The organism is Clostridium nitrophenolicum, from assembly GCF_055391695.1.
On sequence record NZ_AP042469.1, the window covers coordinates 1,998,095 to 2,011,226 of the forward strand.

The 13,132-nt window shown below is 29.7% G+C and carries 10 protein-coding genes and 1 riboswitch; of the genes, 7 read left to right on the forward strand and 3 right to left on the reverse strand.

The window, feature by feature from the left end; translation table 11 throughout:
- Positions 1-220 precede the first annotated feature (220 nt).
- From ACZ5N4_RS09285 to ACZ5N4_RS09300, 4 genes are all read left to right on the forward strand, one after another.
- Positions 221-1,300, forward strand: coding sequence for a TPM domain-containing protein (locus ACZ5N4_RS09285; RefSeq protein ID WP_464209259.1), 1,080 nt, complete (start codon positions 221-223; stop codon positions 1,298-1,300).
- Between the two features lie 558 nt (positions 1,301-1,858).
- Positions 1,859-2,029: a hypothetical protein gene (locus ACZ5N4_RS09290; RefSeq protein ID WP_178907396.1), complete on the forward strand. Its 171-nt coding sequence runs from the start codon at positions 1,859-1,861 to the stop codon at positions 2,027-2,029.
- A gap of 200 nt (positions 2,030-2,229) precedes the next feature.
- The gene (locus ACZ5N4_RS09295) at positions 2,230-3,489 is read left to right on the forward strand and encodes a DNA polymerase Y family protein (RefSeq protein WP_464209261.1); all 1,260 of its coding nucleotides are present in this window, start codon (positions 2,230-2,232) and stop codon (positions 3,487-3,489) included.
- An 11-nt stretch (positions 3,490-3,500) separates the two neighbouring features.
- Positions 3,501-3,764, forward strand: a complete 264-nt coding sequence (locus ACZ5N4_RS09300) for a hypothetical protein (protein WP_464209262.1) — start codon at positions 3,501-3,503, stop codon at positions 3,762-3,764.
- A gap of 101 nt (positions 3,765-3,865) precedes the next feature.
- On the opposite strand, the gene ACZ5N4_RS09305 is transcribed toward ACZ5N4_RS09300, so the two are convergent.
- Positions 3,866-5,578 (reverse strand): methyl-accepting chemotaxis protein, encoded by a 1,713-nt coding sequence (locus tag ACZ5N4_RS09305; RefSeq protein WP_464209264.1) that lies wholly within the window; start codon positions 5,576-5,578, stop codon positions 3,866-3,868.
- Positions 5,579-5,950: 372 nt separating this feature from the next.
- On the opposite strand from ACZ5N4_RS09305, the gene ACZ5N4_RS09310 reads away from it, so the two are divergent.
- A complete protein-coding gene (locus ACZ5N4_RS09310; RefSeq protein WP_464209266.1) occupies positions 5,951-6,103 on the forward strand; it encodes a hypothetical protein in 153 nt (50 codons plus the stop codon).
- Between the two features lie 312 nt (positions 6,104-6,415).
- Here the strand turns inward: ACZ5N4_RS09310 and ACZ5N4_RS09315 are convergent, their stop codons facing one another.
- Both ACZ5N4_RS09315 and ACZ5N4_RS09320 read right to left on the reverse strand, forming a co-directional pair.
- On the reverse strand, positions 6,416-6,907 hold the full coding sequence (locus tag ACZ5N4_RS09315; protein ID WP_464209268.1) for a hypothetical protein: 492 nt from the start codon (positions 6,905-6,907) through the stop codon (positions 6,416-6,418).
- Between the two features lie 198 nt (positions 6,908-7,105).
- Complete coding sequence (locus ACZ5N4_RS09320; protein WP_464209269.1) at positions 7,106-7,387, reverse strand: YmaF family protein; 282 nt, start codon at positions 7,385-7,387, stop codon at positions 7,106-7,108.
- 1,974 nt (positions 7,388-9,361) lie between these two features.
- On the opposite strand from ACZ5N4_RS09320, the gene ACZ5N4_RS09325 reads away from it, so the two are divergent.
- Both ACZ5N4_RS09325 and ACZ5N4_RS09330 read left to right on the forward strand, forming a co-directional pair.
- Positions 9,362-10,813 carry an amino acid permease gene (locus tag ACZ5N4_RS09325; protein ID WP_464209271.1) on the forward strand — a complete coding sequence of 484 codons (1,452 nt, stop codon included), beginning with the start codon at positions 9,362-9,364 and terminating at the stop codon, positions 10,811-10,813.
- Positions 10,814-11,019: 206 nt separating this feature from the next.
- Positions 11,020-11,102: riboswitch (cyclic di-GMP riboswitch) on the forward strand.
- A 109-nt stretch (positions 11,103-11,211) separates the two neighbouring features.
- A complete protein-coding gene (locus tag ACZ5N4_RS09330) occupies positions 11,212-12,915 on the forward strand; it encodes a methyl-accepting chemotaxis protein (protein WP_464209273.1) in 1,704 nt (567 codons plus the stop codon).
- Positions 12,916-13,132: the final 217 nt, after the last annotated feature.

Consider the following 13,132-nt stretch of genomic DNA (forward strand, 5'->3'; position numbering starts at 1 on the left):
ATATTCTATATATTGTTACGAGAATCATAAAGATGAAGAGGAACGAATAGGCATCAAATTTCCTGAAGAGTGTAGGGAGCAATATAATGTAATTATTTAAAAAGAGAAGAATATTAAAGACTGATTCTAGAATAAGACAAATAGAAGAACAAATTCAGGATATGCAATCTAATCTATTTACACTAAAAGATCTATAGAATGGACGTACGGAGGAAGAAAAATGAAAATAAAAACCAATCCAATTTTAACAAGAATTATATTATTTATAGTATTGGTATTATCATCTTTTAATGTAGTTGCTGCAGGGAACTATGTAAATGATGAAGCAAATGTATTAAGTTCCAATGTTATAAGTAAAGTTAACGATAACTTTGCTGAGTTAGAAAAAAATACAAAAGCGCAGGTAAAAATATATATACTTAAGTCCTTAAATGGTAAAAACATAGATGATATGGCCATAGAAATAGCTAATAAAGGGACATCTACGGATAAGTATGCTATTTTTGTGGTTGCTGTAAAAGAACATAAGAATAAATTTATAGTTGGCAAAGGGTTAAATGATGTATTTAGTCGGGCAGAGTTAGATAGAATAGCAAATTTACCTAATAGTTATTTTAAGAGTAATGACTTTAATACAGGTATTTTAAAAGTAGGTGAAGCCATAGATCAAGACATAACAACAAAAGCTGTTAAGACTGGCAAGGCTGTTGTCAAAAATGATGGATACAGTAAAACAGTAGAACCTAAAAAAAGTCATGCTTCATCAATAATATTAGCAATAGTCTTAGTTATAGCTGTGGTAGGGTTTATATATTATATTAGACGTAAATCTGATAAAAGGGTTAGAGAATTTGCTAGAAGACATGATTTAAATGATTCTTCTAGTAATAAGTTCAAATCAGCTAATATGGGAGAAAATACTTATAAGTCAAATAGTTCATCTACATATTCATACGATGAAGAACCGAGACATGCTAGTTATAGTGACCCAAGTTCACGGGTGGTGCATAATACAACAGTAATAAATAACGGTAATAATATGAATGGCTTTGTAGAGGGAATGTTAGTAAATGAAATGCTACATAATCATCATGAGCATCATTCTCATTACGATGAAAATAGAATTATAGATGATAGGCACTTAGATACAACACCTAGCTATACAAGTAATGATGATGACGAAAATAAATTAAGTAGTGGAGATTGGGGACTATCAAGTGGAAGTTCTGATTGGGGATCATCTAGCGACTCTGGATCATGGGATAGTGGATCATCAGATTCAGGATACTCAGATTGGTAATCAAAAAATTTGAGACATAATTCAGACTTAGTCCAATTTTATTTACTATATAATGAATGTAAAGCGAGATATGGCTATTAAATGAAATGGTCAAACAGCAGAGATTACAACTGTGTGACATCAGTAAAGCACTTGGAGAAATCTGAGTGCTAATTTATTTTAAAATAAATTAGGAATGTAATAAAATTGTCACAATAATGTAACATTAGACATTTATAATAGAAATTGTCCTAAGTTAATAAAGCTTAGAGGAAATAGCCAAAATCCCTTTTTATTCAATAATATATTCATATAGGCACTGGTAGGACTACTGGTGCTTATTATTTTGTGAGATATTAATGAGAAAAATGAAACTGAAATAATGATAGCTATAAAGTTAATAAAATGAATATTAACAATATTTAAAAAATATAATATAATATTATTAGATAATAAGTTTTGTTAGTGGTTGGTTTTAATTAAATCAATAGGCACCTTGGATCACATACCCCTATATGCAAATCCATTATAATAAGGATTTTAATTTAGGTACAAAGTTAATTGTGGAGGTGTAGATAAATGACAGACTTAACATCTCAAGAACAATCAAATAAAGATGAAAATATTGATCAATCAATTGAAGTGTTGGAAGAGGATAATGATACTTCGTCAGAAAGTAATGCAGAGACTATAGCGTTAACTGTATTTGCAATTATTATTATGGGTATATTAATAGTTTTGTTTATGTAGAGCCTTAATCGGGCTCTTTTTCATTTCAAAAACAAACAATAAGTGAGATGATGATACTGTAGTATGAGTGACATAAGAACTTAGACTAAGAATAAAAATGCTAAAACTCATGGATTTTTAACCAATAATTGGATTGACTACAAACATATGTTCGTATATAATGGAGTATATGTACAAATAATAGATTCAGGGTGATACTTATGAATGATAGCAAAAGAATTATATTCCATATCGATGTAAATTCTGCATTCTTATCATGGGAAGCAGCGTATAGATTACAGCAAGGAGAAAAAATTGATTTAAGAGAAATTTCCTCTGTAGTAGGTGGAAATGAAGAAAGTAGACACGGAATTGTGTTAGCGCAATCTATCCCTGCTAAAAAGTTTAGCATTAAAACTGGTGAACCTTTGTTTACAGCAAGACAGAAATGTCCTGAATTAGTTGTAGTTCCACCACGCCACAATCTATATCTGCATTGTAGCGATTCATTGGTGGAAATATTAAAGGATTATACTCCGGTAGTACAAAGATATTCTGTTGATGAATGCTTTTTAGATTTTACTAATATGGAACATATATATCCTGATATTATAAAACTAGCTAATAGTATAAGAGAACGTGTTAAAAGAGAACTTGGATTTACTGTAAATATAGGTATCTCTAATAACAAACTACTTGCGAAAATGGCATCAGATTTTAAAAAGCCAGATAAAGTTCACACACTATTTCCAGAAGAAATAAAAAGTAAAATGTGGCCTCTTCCTGTTGAAGATTTGTTTTTTGTTGGCAGAGCTACGCTTCCTAAGTTGAATAAGCTAAATATTTTCACAATAGGTGATTTAGCAAACTACGATTTAAATATTATAAAGAATATATTTAAAAGCCATGGAGTTATGATCTGGAATTATGCAAATGGCATAGATAACAGTGAAGTGAGAAAAAGTAACAGAGTCGAAACAAAGAGTATAGGTAATTCAACCACATTGCCTTTTGATGTGAAAGATAAAGAAACTGCACATAAAATTCTACTATCCCTTGCTGAAACAGTAGGAATGCGACTTAGAAAATCACAAAACTGCTGTAAGTTAGTTGCTATATATCTTAGAGATGCTGACTTCGTAAGCTACTCACATCAAATAAAGTTATATTGTCCAACAGATTCTACTAAAATAGTTTCGAGAATATGTTTCCAATTATTTGATGAGTGTTGGAAATATAGACCTTTAAGAAGTTTAGGAGTATCAGTTGGTGAGCTGTGCAGCAATGATTTTTGCCAGTCATCTATTTTTGACGATCCTAATTTAGAAAAGAATAGGTCTATTGATAAGGCTATGGATTCTATTCGTTTAAAGTATGGTAATAACTCTGTTATAAGAGGTACCTTTTTACACTCAGGGATTCATCCTACTACTGGTGGTATAGAATCCGAAGACTATCCTATTATGTCAAGTATTTTATAAGGAGATAGTATATGAAAGTAGTTGCAAGATCAATAGATATGGTAGCATGGTTCGATAAAAACGGGGTACCAAATCCGGTAAGATTTAGGTTAGATGGGGAAGAAGATGAGTCTATTATTATAAAAATAGATAAGATTATTACTAGAGATAAAGAGAAGTTAGCAGGCAATCATATGATTATTTTTAACTGCAAAGGATGTATTAATGGAACACAAAAGTTATTTGAAATTAAATACGAGTTAAGTACATGTAAATGGATACTGTATAAAATATAAAGATTAAATAAAAGAAATTAAATAGTGTTGCAAATAGTAAAAAGCACTCTTGAATATTCATGAGTGCTTTTAAATCTATTAAAATCTATAAACGTTGATATTTAAACCTTAAATTTTTGTATCATATTGTTAAGATTCTGTGCAAGTTCAGCTTGTGCTTGGGCAGATTTTGATACTTCATCAACAGCCATTGTTATCTCATTTATACTATTTGATATTTCTTCAGAGCTAAATACAGATTCTTCTGATACTGATGACACACTTTGAATGCCGCTAGACACTTGTTTTATTGTTTCGCTAATTTGTGTTGCTGCTGATGCTATGTCTTCAGACATATTGCTAATAAATTCCGAATCATTTTCATACTGGATTCCTGTTTTTAATAATAATTCATAACTTGGCTTTACATTATTTGTGATATAAGCAAGTATTTGAGTTCCACTATCTGATAAGTTGTCAAAGGCTAATTTAACCTGTTTAACCATGTCTTGAATTTGTGTAACAGCATAAGATGATTGCTCAGCAAGTTTTCTAACTTCATCTGCTACTACGGCAAATCCTTTACCCTGTTCACCAGCTCTGGCAGCTTCTATTGCTGCATTTAAAGCCAGAAGATTAGTTTGTTTTGATATATTTGCTATGGTATCTGCCATTACTTTTATTTCTTCAACTATTTTACCTTCTTCTATAGCTCTTATAATATTGGCGTGTTTTTCGTTATAGGTTTTATTTCCAATATCTATTTCTTTTTCTGCTCTAGCTTTTATGTCAATAGCACGTTTTCTAATCTCTCTTACTGAAATAGCTGAATTCGTTGATTTGCTTGCAAGGTCACCTGTTGTTGAGTTTATCTCTTCTGTTGAAGCACTGATTTCTTCTGTGACAGCGCTTAAATCTTGCGTGCCTTTTACTATTTGTTCTGTTGATTCATTTACTGCTTCCATATTTGCTGAAATTTCTTCAGTTGTAGCTGATAATTCTTCACTTGCAGCACTTATATCGCTAGCGTTGATAATTATATCGGAAATCAAATCTCTCACATTGTTACTTGCACTGTTTAATGATTTAGCGAGGTCTCCTATTTCATCTTTAGAATCAATATGTATTGTTTGAGTTAAATCACCTGATCCAAGAGCTTTAGCAAATACTACTACCTGTTTCAACTGTTTTGAGATTATAGAAGCAATTGTAAATCCTAGCACAATTGCTGTAAATAAGCCAAATATAATTACGCCGATCACAGTGATAAGAGATGTTCTATATATGGAGTTGTTTTTCTCATAATCTTTTTGAGCTAAATCCATATTAAAGTCAACATATTTATTTAGAACTTCAGACATCTTAACTCTTGTTACATCGGCTTTATGAAAGGCAGCTAGAGCCTCATCATAATTGCTAGCTTTTACTGATTTTACAACATCTTCCCTTGATATTCTATAATCCTGAAGGAGTTTAGTAAATTGTGAATACATTTCTCTATCCTGCTCTGTTGTAATTGTACTTTGGTAATCGGAAAGAAGTTTATCATTTTTATCTTTTAGTTGATTGATTTCGTTTTCAAGATTTTGAACTTTATTCCTATCTTTCTCGTATACTAATGACAACATATCTGTATGAATTTGCAAAATGTTTTGCTTTATTTCTCCTATAGTTTTTATACCCATCAAATCTACTTTATACATAGAAACAGAATTTGAATTTATTCTTGACATATTATACATACCTATAAAGCCTACTATGCCTATAAATAATGCAATTAAAGTAAAAGTGGATATTAATTTTTTAGCGATTTTAAAATTATTAAACCATTTCATAAAAATAATGCCTCCTAAAAATAAATATAATTAATTTTCGACTATATTCGAAAAATGTTTATATAAAAGTACATATTAGTTTATAATTTTACATATATTTATATTATATATGTAAAATTATACAATTTTATCATAATAGATAAAGAACCTAAATCTACTAGAGATCCAGGTTCTTTGGTTATATTACAAAGTAGGAATATTCTTCATTATTGGGTTATTTTTACATGTAAATACTTATAAAGACATATAGTCTATAAATGTTGATATATCTAAATTATTATATAAAAATATTCGATAGAGAATATTTAACGATTTTAATGGTATAGTATATTTTAAGTGGCATTAATAATTATTAATATGGAGATGGTAACATTGCAGATAGATTTATCAGAAAAAGAAATAAAATTATTAAAAAAAGCTATCATATCTACAGTTTCTATGGCATCAATATTAGACTTGAACGGAACTGAAGAACTGAGTGCTATATATGATAAATTAGATGAAACCAATGAAATGTCTGAATAAAAATACCGAAGGAAAAGCTTAAAAAATTGTGTTAGAATAATATCATAGAAGTTGTGTCACACAGCAGGGATTACAATTGTGTGGTAACAGTAAAGCACTGGTAGAAATACTGGTGTTTATTTTTTATTGAAATGTAACATTATAATAAATTAATCATATAATGAAATTAATTAGGATAAAATACATTAATTACCTCATGTTTATAGTGCTGGCAGAGATGTCAGCACTTATTATTTTTAAAGAAATTAGATAAAAAACAAACCGCAGCGTAAGCTGCAGTTATGTTTAATTGATTTAGGTATATATTTATTATTAATTTTGTCTATGATAGTGAGGATAATATGGATAATATGGATAGTATGGGTAATATGGATAGTATGGATAATAGTAAGGACGCTGATAATAAGGTCTTGGATAGTAAGGTCTTGGATAGTAAGGTCTTGGATAGTAAGGTCTTGGATAATATTGCCTGAATTCATCGCCATTAATGTTATAGTCATTTGCGTTATCATCATTGATGTTATCATCTCTATACATCATATGATCTCCACATCCGCATTTTCCTTTATGGTCCATGCTATATGGCATTGTCTGAGTAGGCATCGTTTGAGCAGGCGAAACCTGTGATGGATACATTTGATAAGGCATCATTTGAGATCCATACATCATAGGACAACACATTCCAAAATCATAATATCCATGATGATGGTGATGTCCATGATGGTGATGATGATGGTGGTGACGAGCATCATCTAAATTTTGATTAAGATCCTGTTCAAAGTCCTGATTTTCGTTTCTATACATTAATAAGCCTCCATAAAATTTTTACACACAATATATAATATGCAGAAGTTAAAAAAAGGTTACTAAATTAAAAAAAATGTGATGGATATATTAGCTTTGCAAAGTATTTATAGAAAAAGGGAGAATATACGGTTATAAAAGTAACTGCCATAAAATATGACAGCTACTTTGAAGTAGTAATATAAATATTCTCTTAAATTAATCAGCGCTTGTATAGCCACTCATATAGTGAATGTGGCCATCTTCAAATTCTACTCTGGTTCTAAAGGAATGATAATGACGTCCATCTGGTAGATCTATTGCAGGACTTGTTTCAGTAACATATCTGTGTTCATGACCATCATTAAAAGTTGTAATACCCCTCATACCGTGATCATGAGGTACTCCAGTTGGTGCCTTAGAAGTGATTCCTCCGTAATGGTGAATATGACCTTGATTATATGTTGTTGTACCTGAATAACTGTGAGAATGTTGTGGCATTGAAATTCCTCCAAGTTAATTTATACATAAATAATATATGATTATCTTAACCATAATGTTACACTTGAAAAACTATAATTAAAAATGTAGATAAATTTAGATACAGAATAAAGGACATTGAGGTAATAAAAAAGTTATTATATCTACAGTTTCTATGGCATCAATATTAGACCTGAGTGGAACTGAAGAACTGAGTGCTATATATGATAGATTACATGAAGCTAATGAACTGTCTAAATAAAAATGCCGAAGGAAAAGCTTAGAAAACTGTGTTAAAATAATATCGTAGAAGTTGTGTTACACAGCAGGGACTACAACTGTGTGGCAACAGTAAAGCACTTAAAGAAATCTAAGTGCTTATTATTTACAAGTTGTTAAAAAAGTATATGATTATTTAACAGTAATGACATATTCATGTAACAATTAGTATTTATAATAATAGTTATCCTAAGTTACCCAAACTTATAGGAAACATTAATGGTCCCCTTTAAAATACATATTTTATAAAGCACTGGTAGAAATACTGGTGCTTATTTTTTACAAAGTCTTAACATGAAGATAACTCATATTATACAATTTGATGTTACTATAAATGTGAGGGCAAAGCTAAGCATTAAAATATAAAAATTATAGCTAATTACCAACCTTACAATTAAATATATTCGACAAAGGCATTAGTAGAAATACTAGTGTCTTTTCATTTGATAATAAAGTTATATTAGATAGTGCTATAAGTGTTTATTTTCGAATGAATGTAGAAGATATATGCTAGTAACTAAAAAACCAGGGATTTTCATCCCTGGCATAAAGATTGTATCAACTGTATCAATATCAAGGCAATATTAAAACTGTTTATTGACAGCGAATATTACTATTAAAAGATATGCATTCAATGATACAGCCTTTATAAAAATAGAATGTGCTAAATTAGTATTATTATTCTGGTAAATATAGGTGATAAGGTTGGGAAATAAATAATTTATTATAGAAATTAAAGAAAAGGTCATAAAAAAGTGCTCCACTAAACCTAAGAATCAAAGAAAGTAATAGAAATTTTACAGTAAATTTATATATTGTAAATAATTTCAATATATTATAGAAGCAGCAAATAAAATAAAATTGGCAGAAGAGAGGAATGGGGTTTGAAAAAAGTAACAATAAACATAGTATGGGCTATTATAGCAACTGCAATGCTGCTTCCTTTCATATTAACAATAGTAATAAATGCTCCTAGAGCTATACGATGGATACTTAAATAAAATTTAATTTATGTCCAGATGTTTTAGCTGAATATAATATGTAAGGAGCTGAGATTTATGATATGGAATTTATAAAACAAAAAAGTACAGGCATCATTATAGATTTAAGAGAACTGGCAAAGATTCATTGATTAAAGGATTTTAAAGATCTTTGTGTATATTTAGAGAAGATGCAAGAAAATGTACTGAAAGCTATTTAGAATTTTAATATAATTTATAATAGAGTAATTACTTAAAGATGTGATTACTTTTTTTGACGTGATAAAAAATACTAGATGTTCTGAAAGAAACAAAAAGAATACTTCTATGAAGAAGAAATGAAAAACACGCAATATTACAAAAAATGATATAGAAATAAAACATTTAAACTATTTTTAGAATATTACAAAAATAATTTAATTTTATATTTTAATAAATAATATACATTTAATTATTAAATTTATGATTTAATAAGCATAAATTTAAATTTAATTCTAATCAGTACAATTATTAGAATTAAATTAATAAATTTGCAACAAAAAGTTTACATATTAAATATTGAAATTTTACACTAACATCCAGTCGGAAATGGATAATCAGAGGATAATACATACAAAAACCCTTCAAAAATGTCGTTGTCAACCAATTAAATCCATGATATTATATGTAACAATAAAATGATTTAAATAATTCATTTTGGAGTTATTTGAATTGCATTTAAGGAGGAAAAAAAAGAATGGAGAGCAACAACAAGAAATTAGGTTGGAACAACCTTGCCTTGATGGCTTTTGTAAGTGTTTGGGGATTCGGAAATGTAGTAAACGGTTTCGCAAGCCAAGGTATGAAGGTAGTTGTTTCATGGATATTAATGTTCTCATTATATTTCGTACCATATGCATTAATGGTAGGGGAAATGGGATCAACTTTTAAAGATAGTAAAGGCGGAGTAAGTTCATGGATTAAAACAACATCTGGTACAAAATTAGCTTTCTTAGCTGGTTGGACATACTGGGTAGTTCACGTTCCTTACTTAGCTCAAAAGCCACAGGGAGTATTAATAGCTTTAGGATGGGCTGTTAATCAAAATGGGTCTATGGTTAAAAATATGAATCCAATGATCCTACAGTCAATGTGTTTAGTAATTTTCTTATTATTTTTATGGATATCATCAAAGGGTGTAAATTCAATAAAGAGAATTGGTACTATAGCAGGTACGTCAATGTTTGTTATGTCAATTCTTTACGTAATATTAGCTATAGCAGCACCAGCTATAACTACTGCTCATACATATAGCATTGATTTCAGCATGAAGGCATTAATGCCAGATTTTAACTTTGATTACTTAACAACTTTAGCAATATTGGTGTTCGCAGTTGGTGGATGTGAAAAGATATCACCATATGTAAACAATATGAAAAATCCTTCAAAGGACTTCCCTAAGGGAATGATAGCTCTTGCAGTAATGGTTGCTGTAACAGCATTACTTGGTTCCTTTGCAATGGGAATGATGTTTGATCCAAACAATATTCCAAAAGACTTAATGATGAATGGTGCATACTATTCATTCCAGAAATTAGGACAATACTATGGATTAGGAAACTTTTTCTTAATAATATATGCAATTGCAAACACACTAGCACAAATTTCAGCTTTAGCATTCTCAATAGATGCTCCAATAAAAGTTTTATTGGCTGACGTTGATAACAGATTCATACCAAAGTCATTAACTAAGATTAATGAAAATGGTACACCAGTTAACGGATATAAGTTAACTGCAATATTAGTTGGAACACTTATAATAGTGCCTGCACTTGGAATAGGTGATATGACATCATTATTTAACTGGCTATTAAGATTAAATGCGGTAGTTATGCCATTAAGATACTTATGGGTATTCTTTGCTTACATGGCATTAAAGAAAGCTGAAGAAGGTAAGTTCCAGGCAACTTATCAGTTCACTAAAAACAAGACATTTGGATTCCTAGCAGGATTATGGTGCTTTGGATTTACAGCCTTTGCTTGTATAATGGGTATGTTCCCTAAGGGAGTTAAAACTTACTCAAGTGAATGGTACTTCCAAATAACACTTAATGTATTAACTCCAATCGTATTATTAGGACTAGGATTAATACTACCGATGATAGCTAAAAAGACAAATAAAGAAGAAACTGAAAATACAGTAGCATAGAAATTAACTCCCTAGTTAAAGGCAAATAAAACCTTTAGCTAGAGAGTTTTTTAGTCTTATAATCATTCCGTTTTTGACTGAATTTAATGGAAAAATTTTAAAAAATAAAATTGACCACTAGAACTTGATACAAACAAAATGGCAAAAATTGTTGAAAATAAAAGTCGTATATGGTAAAATATTCATGGTTAATATTACTTATAATTTAATTATATGGAAACAATGAAGAGCTTTCTATAAATGGGCACCATGAAAGCTTTGAGTTAGTGGTGCAACCGGCCTGTATTTATTAAACAGATATTATAATGTTGTCTGTTTATAATTTAGGCCTTTTTTTATAATTATATATATTTGAGAGGGGGAGTATATGATGTGGTTAACTACATCATATAAAGTGTATGGGGAAATTAGGACTAAAAATACTAAAAAGAGTAGGATTAATATTTATTTTTTCAATGATCATATTGTTTGCAGCTAATTTATTTATATTTCGCCAGGTGTCTTTAAAGATACAAGAGGATGTAGCAAACTGTGCTAGTAAAGCAGTGAGTTCTGTTGATGGAGATAAGGTAGACAAGATTATTAAAAATAAATCTATGAACAGTAAAGAATATAAAGAAATAAAGGAATCTCTTATAATATATAAAAATGATGCAGATGTAAAATTTTTATATATTATGGGTAAAGGAGAAGATAACAGTGCCTACACTTTAGTGGATGCAAACGTAAAGAAAAGTGACAATCTTGGTGAAAAATACGGCCTTGAAAAAGAAATGTCTGAGGCATTTGATGGAAAAATAACTTCTTCAAAAAATCCTGTTGAAGATAAAGATGGTATACTTATGTCTGGATATGCACCTATTAAAAACTCTTCGGGTAAGATTATAGCTATTATGGGAGCGGATATAGATGTACACTTACATACATATACTAAAAAGATTATGTACATAAGTCTTATAGCTACAGCTTTTATTATGTCTATTTTGACTGCTTTAATGACTTTTAGCTTATCAAAGAAAATATCATCAAATGTAAGAAAGATCAAATACGGACTTGATAAAATGTCACAAGGGGACTTAACAACTTCTATAAACGTTAGGAGTGGAGATGAAATTGAGGATATAGCGACATATGTTGATAAAGTCAGGATGGATATTAAAAAAATTATTGAAGATATAGGGTTAAGCTCAAATAGGGTAAAACAGCAGACAGAAAATCTATCTGCTACATCAGAAGAACTAGCAGTTGCTTCTGAAACAGCTGCTGAATCTATTGATGACGGTGCACGAAATCTAAATGTACAGTCGGAACAAATGTCAACTATAAGTAATGCAATGGATAATTTTGGAGGGAAAATTAATCAAATTTCATCATTAGCTGAGAAGTTAAATTCTGAAGTTCAAATTATAAATAATAAGGCACAGGATAGCAATAAGGATTTATTAATTTTTGAACAATCAATTAAGAATGTAAATTTATCTTTTGGTGATGTAAGAGATAAAATAAAAGGCTTTAGTATGCACCTAAATGAAATCAGTAAAATAACTAATATCATAAATAGTATTGCAGAACAAACGAATTTACTTGCACTAAATGCGGCTATTGAGGCTGCAAGAGCTGGAGAAAGAGGAAGAGGCTTCTCAGTAGTTGCTGAAGAAATAAGAAAGTTAGCAGAACAATCAAAGAATTCATCACAGAACATAAATTCTTTAATTGGAGTTATTATAAATGAGGGAGAGTTGATTACTGAGACATCAGAAGATATGAATTATAAGCTTAATGATCAGATGGTAAAGCTTGATAAGTCTACAGATAGTCTTAAGACAGTTATAACCTATATAGAAGGGATTTTTCCTAAAATTAATGATATACACAATAATATAGTTGTTATTAATGAAGAAAAACAAAAGATAATTGAAGATACTAAAGCTGTATCTTCTGCATCGGGGAATATTTCATCTTCTGTAGAAGAAATATCATCCTCTACTCAGGAGATAAGTGGTTCCTCACAAGAAATAGCAAGTGCAGCTGAGCAGCTGACTGATATAACACAGGATATGATAAAACATATAGATAAATTTCAAATTTCTGAAGTGAAATAAAATGTAATATAGCTTTAACAAAGGTTATATTAAATGCAAAAACTAAAGCACAAGCAATAGATAGTTATATAGATGTGGAACTATCAATTTCAATAAAAATAATAGAGAATTTATTATATGAGCCTGTATTCTAAGTTAGATGCAGGCTCTTTGATGTATTCAAAATTACATTTAATGTGAAATTATGATTCCGCAATTTTTCATTCCTTATAGAATC